This is a genomic window from Rhizobium sp. RAF56, assembly GCF_052113965.1.
GTDB lineage: Bacteria > Pseudomonadota > Alphaproteobacteria > Rhizobiales > Rhizobiaceae > Rhizobium.
Genome location: NZ_JBFRDU010000007.1, coordinates 195,627 through 211,430, shown reverse-complemented (window position 1 = coordinate 211,430; position 15,804 = coordinate 195,627). Strand labels below are relative to the sequence as shown.

The 15,804-nt window shown below is 61.4% G+C and carries 15 protein-coding genes; 12 read left to right on the top strand and 3 right to left on the bottom strand.

Annotated elements, in window-relative coordinates; translation table 11 throughout:
- Window positions 1-2,912, bottom strand: a 2,912-nt coding sequence (locus AB4048_RS08430) for a calcium-binding protein (protein ID WP_442201479.1), incomplete at its 3' end; no start/stop codon positions are given.
- 326 nt (window positions 2,913-3,238) lie between these two features.
- Between AB4048_RS08430 and AB4048_RS08425 the strand changes: the two genes are divergently transcribed.
- The gene (locus AB4048_RS08425; RefSeq protein WP_442201478.1) at window positions 3,239-3,673 is read left to right on the top strand and encodes a DUF4174 domain-containing protein; all 435 of its coding nucleotides are present in this window, start codon (window positions 3,239-3,241) and stop codon (window positions 3,671-3,673) included.
- Between the two features lie 105 nt (window positions 3,674-3,778).
- The gene (locus AB4048_RS08420; protein WP_442201477.1) at window positions 3,779-3,934 is read left to right on the top strand and encodes a hypothetical protein; all 156 of its coding nucleotides are present in this window, start codon (window positions 3,779-3,781) and stop codon (window positions 3,932-3,934) included.
- Between the two features lie 54 nt (window positions 3,935-3,988).
- Here the strand turns inward: AB4048_RS08420 and AB4048_RS08415 are convergent, their stop codons facing one another.
- Entirely contained in the window at window positions 3,989-4,870 is an 882-nt protein-coding gene (locus tag AB4048_RS08415; RefSeq protein WP_442201476.1) for a LysR family transcriptional regulator, read from the bottom strand.
- Between the two features lie 115 nt (window positions 4,871-4,985).
- Between AB4048_RS08415 and AB4048_RS08410 the strand changes: the two genes are divergently transcribed.
- From AB4048_RS08410 to rirA, 5 genes are all read left to right on the top strand, one after another.
- Window positions 4,986-6,482 carry a CoA-acylating methylmalonate-semialdehyde dehydrogenase gene (locus AB4048_RS08410; RefSeq protein ID WP_442201475.1) on the top strand — a complete coding sequence of 499 codons (1,497 nt, stop codon included), beginning with the start codon at window positions 4,986-4,988 and terminating at the stop codon, window positions 6,480-6,482.
- A gap of 142 nt (window positions 6,483-6,624) precedes the next feature.
- Window positions 6,625-6,972 carry a VOC family protein gene (locus tag AB4048_RS08405; protein ID WP_442201474.1) on the top strand — a complete coding sequence of 116 codons (348 nt, stop codon included), beginning with the start codon at window positions 6,625-6,627 and terminating at the stop codon, window positions 6,970-6,972.
- A gap of 169 nt (window positions 6,973-7,141) precedes the next feature.
- A complete protein-coding gene (locus AB4048_RS08400) occupies window positions 7,142-8,209 on the top strand; it encodes a YjgN family protein (protein WP_442201473.1) in 1,068 nt (355 codons plus the stop codon).
- Window positions 8,181-9,278 (top strand): M48 family metallopeptidase, encoded by a 1,098-nt coding sequence (locus AB4048_RS08395; protein WP_442201472.1) that lies wholly within the window; start codon window positions 8,181-8,183, stop codon window positions 9,276-9,278. Before AB4048_RS08400 ends, AB4048_RS08395 begins: the two co-directional genes overlap by 29 nt.
- A gap of 123 nt (window positions 9,279-9,401) precedes the next feature.
- Window positions 9,402-9,890, top strand: a complete 489-nt coding sequence (gene rirA / locus AB4048_RS08390) for an iron-responsive transcriptional regulator RirA (RefSeq protein ID WP_442201471.1) — start codon at window positions 9,402-9,404, stop codon at window positions 9,888-9,890.
- Here rirA and AB4048_RS08385 read toward each other — a convergent pair.
- A complete protein-coding gene (locus tag AB4048_RS08385) occupies window positions 9,887-10,141 on the bottom strand; it encodes a hypothetical protein (RefSeq protein WP_442201470.1) in 255 nt (84 codons plus the stop codon). The two genes, rirA and AB4048_RS08385, sit on opposite strands and share 4 nt — an antisense overlap.
- A 78-nt stretch (window positions 10,142-10,219) precedes the next feature.
- Here AB4048_RS08385 and AB4048_RS08380 point away from each other — a divergent pair, with 78 nt between their 5' ends.
- The 5 genes from AB4048_RS08380 (at window position 10,220) to AB4048_RS08360 (ending at window position 15,781) form a co-directional block, all read left to right on the top strand.
- Window positions 10,220-11,815, top strand: coding sequence for an ABC transporter substrate-binding protein (locus AB4048_RS08380; RefSeq protein ID WP_442201469.1), 1,596 nt, complete (start codon window positions 10,220-10,222; stop codon window positions 11,813-11,815).
- A gap of 90 nt (window positions 11,816-11,905) precedes the next feature.
- Window positions 11,906-12,910 (top strand): ABC transporter permease subunit, encoded by a 1,005-nt coding sequence (locus AB4048_RS08375; RefSeq protein WP_442201468.1) that lies wholly within the window; start codon window positions 11,906-11,908, stop codon window positions 12,908-12,910.
- An 8-nt stretch (window positions 12,911-12,918) separates the two neighbouring features.
- Window positions 12,919-13,809 carry an ABC transporter permease subunit gene (locus AB4048_RS08370; protein WP_442201467.1) on the top strand — a complete coding sequence of 297 codons (891 nt, stop codon included), beginning with the start codon at window positions 12,919-12,921 and terminating at the stop codon, window positions 13,807-13,809.
- The gene (locus AB4048_RS08365; protein ID WP_442201466.1) at window positions 13,809-14,825 is read left to right on the top strand and encodes an ABC transporter ATP-binding protein; all 1,017 of its coding nucleotides are present in this window, start codon (window positions 13,809-13,811) and stop codon (window positions 14,823-14,825) included. Before AB4048_RS08370 ends, AB4048_RS08365 begins: the two co-directional genes overlap by 1 nt.
- Window positions 14,822-15,781, top strand: coding sequence for a peptide ABC transporter ATP-binding protein (locus tag AB4048_RS08360; RefSeq protein WP_442201465.1), 960 nt, complete (start codon window positions 14,822-14,824; stop codon window positions 15,779-15,781). The genes AB4048_RS08365 and AB4048_RS08360 overlap by 4 nt, the downstream gene beginning before the upstream one ends.
- Window positions 15,782-15,804: the final 23 nt, after the last annotated feature.

Genomic DNA, 15,804 nt, shown 5'->3' with positions numbered 1-15,804 from the left:
CCGTTGATGATGTCGTTGGTGTCGCCGCCGGTGAGTGGGTCGCCATCGGGCGTGCCTTCGATCGTACCACCGATCGGCGGTGCCAGGGCGGCGAGCGAGATGGTCTCGGTCGAGCCGTCGGGGTGAACGATCTGGATGTTCTCGACGCCCGTCAGGGTGTCGGTGCCGCCATCGGCCGTGGTGACCGTCACCGAGCCGTCCGGATTGCGGGTGGCCTTGATGTCGTCAGGACCGGTGCCGTTGTAGACCGCGGTATCGTTGCCGGCGCCGCCGGCGATGCTGTCGTTGCCAGCCCCGCCTTCGATGATGTCGTTGCCTTCGCCGCCATCGATGCTGTCGTTTCCGCCGCCGCCTGCGATGATGTCGTCACCGACGCCGCCGTTGATGGTGTCGTTGCCGTCGCCGTCGCCACCGTAGATGATGTCGTTGTCGGCTCCACCGTCGAGGCTGTCGTCGCCGGCGCCGCCGTCGAGCAAGTCGTCGCCGCCGCCGCCCGAGAGCGTGTCGTTGCCGTCGCCGTCGCCGCCGTAGATGATGTCGCTGCCGGTTCCACCGTCGAGGCTGTCGTCGCCGGCACCGCCGTCGAGGAAGTCGTCGCCGTCGCCGCCGTCAAGCGTGTCGTTGCCCGCACCGCCGGCAATTAAGTCGTCGCCGGCACCGCCGGCAAGCATATTGTCGCCGCTGTTGCCGCTGAGGATGTTGTCGGCATCGTTGCCGGTGGCATTGGTGTTTGCCGTGCCGATCAATACGATGTTCTCGACGTTATCAGGTGCTGTGTAGTCGATCGACGACTCCACCGTGTCGGTGCCTTCGCCCGGATTTTCGGTGACGATGTCGTCGGGGCTGTCGACCACATAGAAGTCGTTGCCGTCGCCGCCGGCCATCGTGTCGTTGCCGGTGCCGCCGTCGAGGAAGTCGTCGCCGACACCGCCATCGATGATGTCGTTGCCGACACCGCCATCGATGATGTCGTTGCCGTCGCCGCCGTTGATGGTGTCGCTGCCGGCACCGCCGTCAAGGAAGTCGTCGCCGATGCCGCCGTCGAGTGTGTCGTTGCCGTCGCCGCCGAGGATGCTGTCGTCGCCGGTACCGCCGTTGACGCTGTCGTTGCCGGTGCCGCCGTCGAGGAAGTCGTCGCCGACACCGCCATCGATGATGTCGTTGCCGTCGCCGCCGTCGACGCTGTCGTTGCCGGTGCCGCCGTTGATGGTGTCGTTGCCGTCGCCGGCGCCGCCGTAGATGATGTCGTTGCCGGCTCCACCGTCGAGGCTATCGTCGCCAATGCCACCGTCAAGCGTATTGTCGCCGCTGTTGCCGGTGAGCGTGTTGTCGGCATCGTTGCCTGTGGCATCGGTGTTTGCCGTGCCGGTCAATACGACGTTCTCGACGTTATCAGGTGCTGTGTAGTCGATCGACGACTGCACCGTGTCGATGCCTTCGCCCGGATTTTCCGTGACGATGTCGTCGGGGCTGTCGACCACATAGGTGTCGTTGCCGGTGCCGCCGGCCATCGTGTCGTTGCCGGTGCCGCCGTCGAGGAGATCGTCGCCGCCATTGCCGTTGATGGTGTCGTTGCCAGCTTCGCCGTAGAGCAGGTCGTTGCCTTCGCCGCCGTTCAGCGTGTCGTCGCCGTTGCCACCGTTGACGGTGTCATTACCCGTGCCGCCGGCCAACGTGTCGTTGCCCGCACCGCCATCGAGGAGATCGTCGCCGGCATTGCCGTTGACGGTATCGTTGCCGTCGCCGCCGGCCAGCATGTCATTACCGTCGCCGCCGTTGATCGTGTCGTTGCCCGTGCCGCCGTCGATGGTGTCGTTGCCGGCCCCGCCGTCGATGCTGTCGTCGCCGGCATTGCCGTTGACGGTGTCGTTGCCGTCGCCGCCGTTGAGCGTGTCATTGCCGTCGCCGCCGTTGATGGTGTCGTTGCCCGTGCCGCCGTCGATGGTGTCGTTGCCGGCCCCGCCGTCGATGCTGTCGTCGCCGGCATTGCCGTTGACGGTGTCGTTGCCGTCGCCGCCGGCAAGCGTGTCATTGCCGGCCCCGCCGTTGAGCGTGTCGTCGCCGGTGCCGCCGTCGACGATGTCGTTACCGGTAGCGCCGTCGATGATATCGTTGCCGGCTCCGCCGTTGACGGTGTCGTCGCCACCTTGGCCGTCAAGCGCGTCGTTGCCGTCGCCGCCGTTGATAAGGTCGTTGCCGTCGCCGCCCACGACGTTGTCGTTGCCGCCGATGCCGGAGATGGCGTCATCTCCAACGGTGCCGATCAACGTGTCGTCGCCGTCGGTGCCGACTATGTCGCCCAACGCACCGCGGCCGCCACGACCGCTTCCGGCGCCCGTGCGAAATGCGTCCGGCTCGGCGTCCAGAAGGCGCGTATCGGCCAGGAGGTCAGTCACAAACGCCGTCGGCGGCAGAAGCGAGCTGTCGAGCGCACCGGCAAAGCCCAGATCGTCGCTGAAATTGCCGCCGGCGCCCAAGGGCGAGACCGAATAGGTGCCATCCGGACCCGCGGCGACGTTGATATGATTTTCCTCGAGCGCGGCGATGACCGCCTGACGCGAAAGGGCAATGTCGCCGATCAGGAAGGTCGGTATATGCAGGGCGCCATCGACGATGACGATTTCCGTTCCGTCCGCCTGGACGAGAACCAGGTTCGAACCCTCGACGCGGATGTCGACGATCGAGGTGTTGGCGGCGAGATGCGCGACGTTGTTTTCATCGGGAACGACGTTGACGACGTGCGCCGCGGTCTCCGATCCGTCTGCGGGTTGCTGATTGCCAGTGGCCTGCGCTAGCTCCGTCGGGGGCGCTTCCGAAGCACGCGCATCAGCCTCTTCCTGGATCGGGGAAAGAAAGTTGCTGGAAGCATCTTCGTTGTCGACGGTCGAAATACGCAGATCATCGTTATTCATAGCAATCACCTTTTTGAAATAAGTATTACGTGTTTTAAGCAGTGCTACTTTTGGGAATAGTAATGCATTTTACAATAGTAATACTTTTTGAAACAATATATGACGCTATCAACGATGACTGCCGGTGTAATGCAATAGGGTGTTAACGGGCGTGATATAGCCGGTTATGCATCCGCCCAAAAATGTTCGACGCAGAGTTAATGCTTCGAAGTTTTTCCGCTAAAATTTTAGCGATTTACAGGGGTTTTCCCCAGGCATTGCGCAGATTGTTTGCCGGCGCGGAACCCGGTCGCCAGCTGTTCGTTCCCCTTCTAGGAGGGCAGTCGATGGCAAAGCCACTGATCTACGGTGCGACAAAGGTAGACGATAGCAATCCCGGTTACGCGGCAGTGGAAAGCCTGGAGCAGTTCCAGTGGAAAAGCCGCGTGCTGGTTATTTTTTCCGACAGCGGCAACGCCAAGGCATCGCGGCAGGAAAATATGTTGCTGGAAGCGCGAGACGGTCTGGCGGAGCGCGATCTGGTGATCTTGCGGCTGCATGCTGGCAAGGTCGCGCCGCTTTTCGGCTCCGGTGAACGCCTGAGCGCGGCGGCGATCGCAAAGGACGTGGAAGGCCCCAAGGCCGGAGAATTCGCCGCGGTTCTGGTCGGCAAGGACGGGACGGTGAAGCTGCGTGTCGCCGAGCCGATCTCGGCGGATGAGCTTTTCGCCATTCTCGACAGCATGCCGATGAGAGCGGCGCAGCCGGGGCCGCAGGACTGATTGTAGGCGTGAACAGCCGGGCCGGCGCTCTACTCATTATATATATGGTGCCAGGAAGGCCGACTTCTCGCTTTCCTGGATTGTTTTGCAGAAAGGTAAGATCGCGTGTCACAGCCGCATGAGCCTATCCCCGATCCGCCCCTTCCGCCACCGGGTTGGAAGCCGGTGCCGCCGATCAAGGAGCCGGAGCCGGATCGGCTGCCGGATGAGACGCCGCTGCCCAATCCAGACGAAAACGACGCGCCGCCTCAGCACGCCTAGCAGTTCCAGAAAAAGTGGGACCGGCTTTCCGTCCGGCACTGCGTAAAAACGAAGTCATAGAAACATCCGGCGTTCGGCGCTCACCAGTTCCTGCAGGAAGTCGACGACGGTACGCACGCGGACGAGGTCGCGGGCGCTTTCGTGATAGGTCGTCCAATAGGCGCGACGGATCGCGACATCAGGCAGAATGCGCAGGAGTTCCGGATATTGTCGGGCGATATAGTCGTGCAGGATGCCGATGCCGGCGCCGGAACGCACCGCCTCCGTCTGGCCGGTTGCGGTGGATATTTCGAAGGACGCGTCCCAGTTGCGCATGATCTCTCCCGTAAAGTCGAGCGAGGGGGTGAAGATCAGGTCTTCCACATAGCCGATGCGTGGATGGTCTCGAAGCGCCTCGACGGTTTCGGGTGCGCCGGCTGCCGCCATATAGGCTTTCGACGCGTAGAGGCCGAGCGTATACTCGGTGAGTTTCGAGGAGACCAGGCGGCCTTGCTCGGGCCGCTCCAGGGTGATGGCGATGTCGGCCTCGCGCTGAGAGAGCGAAAAGGAGCGTGGCACCGGCACGAGCTGGATGCGCAATTCCGGATGGCGGGCGATGAGACGGCCGAGGCGCGGCGCGAGGAAGGAGACGCCGAAGCCATCAGGGGCGCCGATACGCACGGTGCCGGCGATGGTGCTGTCGAGATGCCCGACGCTTTGCTGGGCGCGCAGCATCTCGGTTTCCATCCGCTCTGCCGCGTGCAGGAAGATTTCGCCTTCGGCCGTGAGATCGCAGCCGTTGGTGCGCCGCACGAGCAGCCGCGCCTTCAGCCGCTCTTCCAGCGTGGTGACGCGGCGGCTGAGCGTGGCGTGATTGACGCCGAGCCGCTTCGAGGCCCCGAGAATCTGGCCGGTGCGCGCAACGGCAAGGAACATGCGAACGTCGTCCCAATCCATGAAAGGCCTCGAACTATAATTTTTGCACAACGGTTGCTTAAATCAGTTCATTGATTTGTGCAAATTCAAGTGCGATGCTCTCAACAGTGAAAAAACCTTGAGGAGGAGATGATCCATGCGTGAGATCGGTCACTTTATTGGCGGTAAACATGTGGCAGGCACGAGCGGGCGCTCGAGCAACGTCTACAACCCCGCAACCGGCGAAGTGCAGGCGGCGCTGGCTCTGGCGAGCGTCGAGGAACTCCGCGCCGCCGTCGAGAACGCCAAGGCTGCCCAGCCGAAGTGGGCGGCGACCAACCCGCAGCGGCGCGCGCGCGTTTTCTTCAAGTTCGTAGAGCTTTTGAACAGCCACATGGACGAGCTTGCCGAGCTGCTTTCGAAGGAGCATGGCAAGACGATCGATGACGCCAAGGGCGATATCGTGCGCGGCCTCGAGGTCTGCGAGTTCGTCTGCGGCATCCCGCATCTGCAGAAGGGTGAGTTTACCGAAGGGGCAGGCCCCGCGATCGACATGTACTCGATGCGCCAGCCGGTCGGCATCGGCGCCGGCATCACGCCCTTCAACTTCCCCGCGATGATCCCGATGTGGATGTTCGCGCCTGCGATCGCCTGTGGCAACGCCTTCATCCTGAAGCCTTCGGAGCGCGACCCGTCCGTACCGCTGCGCCTTGCCGAACTGATGATCGAAGCCGGCCTGCCTGCCGGCATCCTCAACGTCGTCAACGGCGACAAGACCGCGGTCGATGCAATTCTCACCGACCCGGACATCGCCGCCGTCTCCTTTGTCGGCTCGACGCCGATTGCCCGTTATGTCTACGGGACCGCGGCGATGAACGGCAAGCGCGCCCAGTGCTTCGGCGGCGCGAAGAACCACATGATCATCATGCCGGACGCCGACATGGATCAGGCCGTCAACGCGCTGATGGGCGCGGGCTACGGCTCCGCCGGCGAGCGCTGCATGGCGGTTTCCGTGGCGGTGCCGGTCGGCGAGGATACGGCAAACCGTCTCGTTGCGGCGCTGGCACCCAAGGTGGAATCGCTGCGTATTGGCCCCTATACGGACGACAAGGCCGATCTTGGCCCGGTCGTCACAAAGGAGGCGCAGGCGCGCATCCGCGGCCTGATCGACAGCGGCGTGGAGCAGGGCGCCAAACTCGTCGTCGACGGCCGCGACTTCAAGCTCCAGGGCTATGAGGACGGCTATTTCGTCGGCGGTTGCCTCTTCGACCACGTGACGCCTGACATGGACATCTACAAGACCGAGATCTTCGGACCGGTGCTTTCGGTCGTTCGTGCCAACAACTACGAGGATGCGCTGGCGCTGCCGATGAAGCATGAATACGGCAACGGGGTCGCGATATACACCCGCGACGGTGACGCGGCGCGCGACTTCGCCAGCCGCATCAACATCGGCATGATCGGTATCAACGTTCCGATCCCGGTTCCGCTGGCCTACCATTCCTTCGGCGGCTGGAAGGCCTCGAGCTTCGGCGACCTCAATCAGCACGGCTCGGATTCGATCAGGTTCTGGACGCGCACCAAGACGGTTACGTCCCGCTGGCCGTCCGGCATCAAGGCCGGCGCTGAATTCGTCATGCCCACGATGAAGTAACTCTTAGGGCTTCCGAGGCTCTGCGCATTCCGCCCGCTCCTGCGGGCGGAATTTTCGTTTTTGGACTGGTCTTCGCAATTCGCGCTTGTCTCGGCGGGATGGGCGATGTAGAACAAAAAGAGAACGACGACAGGAGGAAGATATGCCGGCGACCTATCAGATCGACTATCTCGAATTCCCCTCGACCGACGGGTTGAAGACGAGGCGCTTCTTCGAGGAGGCGTTCGAATGGAGTTTCATCAGCTACGGCCCGAACTATCATGCCATCGAAGCCGCGGGGATAGACGCAGGCATTCAAGGCGATGCAGACGCCGCGACAGCCGCGCCGCTCGCCGTCATCCGCACCACCGATCTCGAAGCCGCGCAGCGCGCCGTCGAGCTCGCCGGCGGCGTCGTCGTGCGTCCACCCTTCGATTTTCCCGGCGGACGGCGCTTTCATTTTCGCGAGCCGGGCGGCAACGAGATGGCGGTCTGGGTCTCGGCGCCCTGAGTGCGCCAATTCGTGTTATCCCTGCAACGGTTGATCCCGGAGGCGAAACTCCCACCCTGTGAATTTATAAATTCAAGATTGAAAAAATGTCGTAGATGTTATCTGCTCAGTAGCTCTCGCCTGACCTGAACCGGTCAAGCGAAGAAGACCGTTTTGCTGGGGGGCAGATATGGTGGTTGCTGAAGTCACGCACGCCGATGGCGGCGCCAAACGTTTTGAGCGCGCTTCGTTTACCGGTAGTGCCAGAGAGTATTTCGGGATCTGGATCGTTAACGTCCTGCTGTCGATCCTAACGCTTGGTATATATTCGGCTTGGGCAAAGGTTAGGCGCAAGCGGTATTTCTATGGCAATACGATACTTCTTGATCATTCGTTCGAATATCATGCAAGGCCGATGAAAATATTGATCGGCAGGCTGATTGTATTAATTTTCGTTGCGCTGACGCAGATGGTGGCAAATGTCTTTCCGCCGGCGGCTCCGTTTATGTCGCTTGCCATCTTGCTTCTCCTTCCCTTTTTGCTCGTTAGGGGGTTGCGCTTTAATGCGCGTGTAACGAGTTATCGAAATGTGCGATTTGATTTCGTCGGCACTGTCGGCGGAGCGTTTGCGTGTTTTTGCTTTGGCGGCCTCATGGTCGTTTGTTCTCTAGGTCTGTTACTGCCTTATTCTACCCGTTGGTACCACCGCTATCTCTTTGATAATTTGCGCTACGGCGACAGAAAACTATCGACCAGGCCGCCGGTGGCGGATCTCTATGGGGCATACGGCATCGTTGTGGTATTTCTTATAGTGAGTTTTATGCTTGTATTTGCTGCTCTTCGCGGTGGTTATCTGTATTTGCCCGTACCTGGAACGCCGGGAGTTGATCCCGGAGGGGTATTGCTGATCGCTTTCGCTGTTCCTCTCGTTCTCTATCTCATTGGAGCGCAATATTATCGCGCGGCGGTGCGCAATATCGTCTGGTCGTCGGCTTCGGTTGATGGAAGGCACGATCTGAGGAGTGATTTGGATCGCATTCGATTCACATGGATCTTTATTTCAAATATTGTCGTTACACTGTGCACGCTTGGGCTTTTGCGACCCTGGGCGGCAGTCCGTCAGGCTCGCTACGTGATCGAGCATACCGCGATCCGTCTTGATGGCGATCCTGGAGTGGTGTTCGATCGGATTGGAGCCAGCGGGAGCGCGATTAGCGCAGAATATCTCGATGTCGATGGCTTCGACTTTGGCTTCTGATGCGGTAAAAATTGCGAGCGGCATCTGGCTCCCGCCTCATTCCAACCGAACGGTGGCAGCGCGGCTGGTGGTCGTTGATGACGCACTGGTGGCGCTAACCGAGGAAAATGACGAGGTCGGCGCCCGCCTTGTATGGGGTGTTAGGTCGGATGTCCGGATCAGCCCGCGCGTCGGCGCGGTTCCGCGACGCGTCGTCTTTGGCAACGGTTCTGTTTTCGAGACCCACGACAACGATGCTATCGACGCATATCTGAGCGACCGTGGCGAAGCCCGTGTCAGTCTCGCGCATCGATTGGAAGTTGTTCGCCCAAGGATGATTGCCTTTGCGATCGCCGCAATCGTGTTGGCCTCGACTGTCTATCGGTATGCGCTGCCGTTCCTCGTAGAGGTAGCAGTATGGGCGACGCCGCCGATGGTTCCCGAGATGATAGGAACCGGCACGCTTCAGGCGCTTGACGGGGCCGTTCTGAAGCCGAGCCAATTGTCAGCGGATATGCGGGCGCGGCTTGAGCAGAGCTTCGCAAGGATCAGCGCATATGCCGAGGGTGGCGCGGATCGCTACAAGCTGAATTTCCGCGACGGCGGCGCGATTGGCCCCAACGCTTTTGCGCTTCCTGACGGAAACCTTATTCTTACAGATCAGTTGGTGGCCCTTGTCGGCGACGATACGGAAATGATTGTCGCCGTCTTGGCACACGAGATCGGCCATGTGGAACACAAGCACAGTCTGCGGCAGCTCTATCGCGCCGCTGGCATGGCCGGTCTCGTCCTGGTGATCGCCGGCGATGTCGGGTCCGGGGTTGAGGATGTCATCACGCAAGGTGGTGGGCTTCTTGCGCTCTCCTATTCGCGGTCGGCTGAGGCCCAGGCGGACCGGCGCTCGGTCGAGTTGATGAGAGCGGCAGGCATGGACGAGACCGCGCTTTCCCGCTTCTTCGCCCTTCTTGAAACCCGGTTGAACGATCGGTCCGAGACCAGCATGCTGTCCACCCATCCCGGAACGCCGGAGCGAGAGCGGGCGATCCTCGACTATGCGAGGGAGCTCAGGGAAAAAGCGCGTTCGCAATAATCTGTGCACGCAACAGTGATTCTGGTTTATGAGAGCATCATGATGAATTTCCTCTTTTGGAATTGTTCAAAACTAGGAAAGCCCTTATATAGCTCATCATCGGCATGACTCACGGAGATCGGCATGCGCCTCACCAAGCAGACAAACTATGCAGTGCGCATGTTGATGTACTGTGCCGCGAATGACGGTCACTTGAGCCGCATCCCGGAAATCGCCAGGGCTTATGGCGTCTCTGAATTGTTTCTCTTCAAGATTTTGCAGCCGCTGACGAGGGCGGGTCTCGTCGAGACCACGCGTGGTAGAAACGGTGGCATTCGTCTCGGCAAGCCGGCCGAGAAGATCACCCTCTTCGACGTGGTCAAGGTCACCGAGGACAGTTTCGCCATGGCGGAGTGCTTCGAGGACGGCGTGGCCGAATGCCCGCTCATCGACAGCTGCGGCCTGAATTCGGCGCTGCGCAAGGCCCTCAACGCCTTTTTCGACGTGCTTGCGGAATATTCGATCGACGATCTGGTCAAGGCTCGCCCGGAGATCAATTTCCTGCTCGGCCTGACATTGGACGATCATCGCGCCGTGACGCGCAAGCAGACGGTGACAGCGCCGGCTGCCTAAGGCGATGCGACGCTGAAATTGCAGACGATGGCGACCGTTACTGACGGTCGCCATTTTTGTTTCCGGCGGATCGCGGCATCGGTCGACAGTGCCCGGATCGCTTCGCAAGCGGCAATAATTGTTTCGATTACGTCGAAATTGGCGCATTTTCGGTTCAAATATTTCCAAAAAGCCGCGAAGTTTGTCAGAAAATTTCCAAACTTTAACGATTGTGAAAATTTCCGGGCTTGCTTGTTGCTTTCATACTTCAAATATCGTTCCATCTGCCCACGATCCGGGCCGAACGTCCGTATCCGCTTCAAAAGAAGAACAAACCTGGGAAACTCATCATGAAAAAGTTCTCTGTCTTGCTGGCAGCGACCGCTGTGGCTTCGGTCATGGCGACGTCCGCGTGGTCCAAAACGCTGGTCTATTGCTCGGAAGGGTCGCCGGAAGGCTTTGACCCTGCAATCTATACTGCCGGGACGACGTTCGACGCCTCCTCGCGCACGGTCTACAGCCGCCTGGTCGAATTCAAGCACGGCAGCACCGAGGTTGAACCCGGTCTCGCCGAGAGCTGGACCGTATCTCCTGATGGCAAGGAATATACCTTCAAGCTGCGTCCCGGCGTGAAGTTCCAGACCACCGACTTCTTCACCCCGACCCGCGAGCTGAACGCCGACGACGTCGTCTTCTCCTTCGACCGTCAGTTGCGCCAGGATACGCCCTGGGCCAAGTACGTCGCGGGCGCTGCCTACGAATATGCCGCCGGCATGGGTTTCCCTGATCTCATCAAGTCCGTCGAGAAGGTCGACGACCTGACGGTCAAGTTCACGCTCAACAAGCCTGAAGCGCCGTTCATCGCCGACCTCGCCATGGACTTCGCTTCCGTCGTCTCGAAGGAATATGCAGATTCGCTGCAAAAGGCCGGCAAGATGGACCAGCTGAACCAGGCGCCGCTCGGCACCGGTCCATTCACCTTCGTTGCCTACCAGCCTGACGCCGTCATCCGCTACAAGGCCAACGAGACCTACTTCAAGGGCAAGGAAAAGATCGACGATCTCGTCTTCGCGATCACCAAGGACGCTTCTGTCCGCTCGCAGAAGCTCAAGGCCGGCGAATGCCACGTCATGCCTTATCCGAACGCCGCCGACATCAAGGACCTGAAGGCCGACAGCAACCTCAAGGTTCTCGAGCAGCCGGGCCTGAACGTCGCTTACCTCGCTTACAACACGCTGGTAGCGCCGTTCGACAAGCCGGAAGTGCGCCGCGCGCTGAACATGGCGATCAACAAGCAGGCGATCGTCGACGCCGTCTTCCAGGGTGCGGCAAGCGTTGCCAAGAACCCGATCCCGCCGACGATGTGGTCCTATAACGACGCCGTCGCTGACGACAAGTACGACGCCGACGCCGCCAAGAAGGCGCTGGCCGATGCCGGCGTCAAGGATCTGAAGATGAAGATCTGGGCGATGCCGGTTTCGCGCCCGTACATGCTGAACGCGCGCCGCGCCGCCGAGCTGATGCAGGCCGACCTTGCCAAGATTGGCGTTTCGGCTGAGATCGTCACGCACGAGTGGGCGGAATACCTCAAGCTGTCGAAGGAAAAGGATCGTGACGGCGCCGTCATCCTCGGCTGGACCGGCGACAACGGCGATCCGGACAACTTCCTCGACACGCTGCTCGGCTGCGATGCCGTCGGCGGCAACAACCGCGCTCAGTGGTGCAACGAGGAATTCAACGCCCTCGTGAAGAAGGCCAAGCAGACGGCTGACGTCGGGGAGCGCACCAAGCTCTACGAACAGGCTCAGGTCGTCTTCAAGCGCGAAGCCCCCTGGGCGACGATCGACCACTCGACCGAATTCGTTCCGATGAGCTCCAAGGTTTCCGGCTTCGTGCAGGATCCGGTCGGCGTTCACCGTTTCGACGGCGTCGATATCGCTGAATAACGAAAACTATGCAAAGATGCCCGGGTGACCGGGCTTAAGCCGGCGGTCAGGTGACGAACCTGACCGCCGGAAACTATTGGACATCCTGCCATGTTGCGATTTTTTCTCGGGCGCGTTGCCGTCCTGATCCCAACGTTCCTCGGCGTCTCGCTCATAGCCTTCTCCTTCATCCGTTTGCTTCCCGGCGATCCGGTGATGCTGATGTCGGGCGAACGCGTCATGGCGCCGGAACGGCATGCCGCGATCATGCATGATCTCGGCTTCGACCGCCCGGTCGCGGTGCAGTATCTGAGCTATCTCGGCAATGTGCTCAAGGGCGACCTCGGTACCTCGATCGTCACCAAGCGGCCGGTGCTGCAGGAGTTCGGGGCACTCTTCCCGGCAACGCTGGAACTCTCCATCTGCGCGATCATTCTCGCAGTCTGTCTTGGCGTGCCTGCCGGGGTGTTCGCGGCGGTCAAGCGCGGCACATGGTTCGACCAGTCGATCATGGGCGTCGCCCTCGTCGGGTATTCGATGCCGATCTTCTGGTGGGGCCTGCTCCTCATCATCTTCTTTTCCGGCTATCTGCACTGGACGCCCGTTTCCGGCCGCATATCGCTGATGTATTTCTTCAAGCCGGTGACCGGCTTCATGCTGATCGACAGCCTTTTGTCTGGCCAGAAGGGCGCGTTCGCCTCCGCCTTGAACTCGCTTATCTTGCCGACGATCGTGCTCGGCACGATCCCGCTGGCCGTCATCGCGCGCCAGACCCGCTCGGCGATGCTCGAGGTGCTGGGCGAGGACTACGTGCGCACCGCCCGCTCCAAGGGTCTGACGCCCTTCCGCATCATCGGCGTGCATGCGCTGCGAAACGCGTTGATCCCTGTCGTCACCACCATCGGCCTGCAGATCGGCGTGCTGATGGCGGGCGCCATTCTGACGGAAACCATTTTCTCATGGCCGGGCATCGGCAAGTGGATGGTGGATGCCGTCTTCAAGCGCGACTACACGGTCGTGCAGGGTGGCCTGCTTTTGATTTCGGCCATCATCATGTTCGTCAACCTGGTCGTCGATTTGATGTACGGCCTCGTCAACCCTCGTATTCGTCACTAGGAGCGGCCATGAGCTCGGCAACCGTAAAATCGGGCCAACCCTCCGCTCTCGCGGAGTTCTGGTACTATTTCTCGCGCAACAAGGGCGCCGTCATCGGTCTTGCGGTCTTCGTGATCGTGCTCTTGATGGCGATCTTCGCAAACATCATCTCTCCCCACGACCCCAACCTGCCTTACAGCACCATGCAGAAGGCGCCGCCATTCTGGATGGAGGGCGGCTCGGGGAGCTTCCCGCTCGGAACCGACGCCGTCGGCCGCGATATGCTCTCGCGCCTGATCTTCGGCACGCGCTTCTCGCTGTTCATCGGCCTCGTCGTCGTCACCCAGTCGGTCATTTCGGGCGTGCTGATCGGCCTTGTCGCCGGTTATGTGCGCGGCCGCACCGATACCGTCATCATGCGCTTTATGGACATCATCCTGGCGTTTCCGTCGCTGCTTCTGGCCCTCGTGCTGGTCGCCGTGCTCGGACCGGGGCTCACCAATGCGATGATCGCGATTTCCATCGTCAACCTGCCGCATTTCGTGCGCCTGACGCGCGCCTCGGTCATGACCGAGCGTGAGAAGGAATATGTGATCGCGTCGCGCGTCTCCGGTGCCGGCAATCTGCGTCTGATGTTCAAGACGATCCTGCCGAACTGTCTTGGGCCGCTGATCGTCCAGGCGACGCTTGCCTTCTCGGCGGCGATCCTCGACGCCGCCGCCCTCGGGTTCCTGGGCATGGGTGCTCAGCCACCAACGCCGGAATGGGGCACGATGCTTGCCGATTCCCGCGAATTCCTGCAGGCCGCTCCCTGGCTCGTGACATTCCCCGGTCTGTGCATCCTGATCACCGTTCTCGCCATCAATCTGATGGGCGATGGGCTTCGTGATGCGCTCGACCCGAAATTGAAGAGGTCGTGATGCCACTTCTCGATATTCAAAACCTCACCGTCGAGTTCCAGACCTCTTCCGGTCTCTTCCGGGCCGTCGATGGTGTTTCGCTCGCATGCGACAAGGGCGAAATCCTGTCGATCGTCGGGGAGTCCGGCTCCGGCAAGTCGGTGTCTATGCTTGCGCTGATGGGACTATTGCCCTGGACGGCGAAGATCACCGCCGATCGCATGCTGTTCGACGGCAAGGACCTCGCCGGCATCTCCGCACGTCAGCGCCGCAAGATCATCGGCAAGGATATGGCGATGATCTTCCAGGAGCCGATGTCGAGCCTCAACCCGTGCTTCACGGTCGGCTTCCAGCTCGGCGAAACGCTGCGCGTCCATATGGGCCTCGACCGCAAGCAGCGCCGCGCGCGCTCGATCGAGCTCTTGCAGCTGGTCGGCATTCCGGCGCCGGAGGATCGTCTCTCCAACTATCCGCACCAGATGTCGGGCGGCATGAGCCAGCGCGTGATGATCGCCATGGCGCTTGCCTGCAACCCCAAGCTGCTGATCGCCGACGAACCGACGACGGCGCTCGACGTGACCATCCAGGCGCAGATCCTCGATCTGCTCGCACGCCTGCAGAAGGAGCACGGGATGGCGTTGGTGCTCATCACCCACGACATGGGTGTGGTGGCCGAGACCGCAGAGCGCGTGCAGGTGCAGTATGCCGGCCAGAAGGTGGAAGAGCAGCCGGTCAAGGAGCTCTTCCGCGACCCGCATCATCCCTATACGGCGGCCCTCCTTTCGGCATTGCCCGAGCGGGCCGAGGTCGGCCAACGGCTGCCGTCGATCGCGGGCGTCGTGCCCGGCCAGCACGACCGCCCGACGGGCTGTCTGTTTGCGCCGCGCTGTTCCTTCGCAACGCCCGAATGCGATCGCGGCGTCAAGCGTCAGGGCGCCGATCTTGGGCTTGCGCTCTGTAACTATCCATTGAAGAGCGGCAAGCCTCTCGGCCATCCGGGCCTTGCCGTCGCCGCATCCGCAGGAGGCCTGGCATGACGGGCGCTGTTCTCGAAGGGCGCGATCTCGCCCGCTTCTACGCCGTCAAGCGCGGCATGTTCAAACCGGAGGCGACCGTCAAGGCGCTGAACGGCGTGAGCTTCAGCCTTTACTCCGGCAAGACGCTTGCAGTCGTCGGCGAATCCGGTTGTGGCAAGTCGACGCTCGCCCGTCTCGTCACCATGATCGAGGATCCGACCGCCGGCGAGCTTTTGATCGACGGCAAGCCGGCGCGCATCGGCGACCGGTCGCTACGCAGCAAGGTGCAGATCGTCTTCCAGAACCCCTACGGCTCGCTCAACCCGCGCCAGAAGGTCGGCTCCATCCTCGAAGAGCCGCTGAAGATCAACACCGACGACGATGCCCCGACCCGCCGCCGCAAGGCGGAGGAGATGATGGCGCGCGTCGGCTTGCGGCCCGAACACTACGGCCGCTACCCGCACATGTTCTCCGGCGGCCAGCGCCAGCGTATCGCGATCGCCCGCGCGCTGATGCTGAAGCCGAAGGTGCTGGTGCTTGACGAGCCGGTCTCCGCGCTCGACCTGTCGATCCAGGCGCAGGTGCTGAACCTGTTGATGGACCTGCAGAAGGAGATGGGTCTTGCCTACCTCTTCATCTCGCACGGCCTGTCCGTCGTCCATCACATCGCCGACGAGGTGATGGTGATGTATCTCGGCCGTCCGGTCGAAGCCGGGCCGGCGGCGGAAGTCTTTGCCAACCCGCGCCATCCGTACACCGCCGCCCTGCTGTCGGCCACGCCGATCGCGGATCCGGAACGCGAAAAGAACCGCATCCGCCTGCAAGGCGAACTGCCGTCGCCGTTGAAGCCGCCGACAGGCTGCCATTTCAATCCGCGCTGCTGGAAGGCGCAGGAGCATTGCCGCACGGTGACGCCCGAGCTCAGCGGCGAGGGCACGCATAAATACGCCTGCCACTACCCGCTGGACCGAGCGTAGCGGCGCTTGGCGTCGCGTCGGAT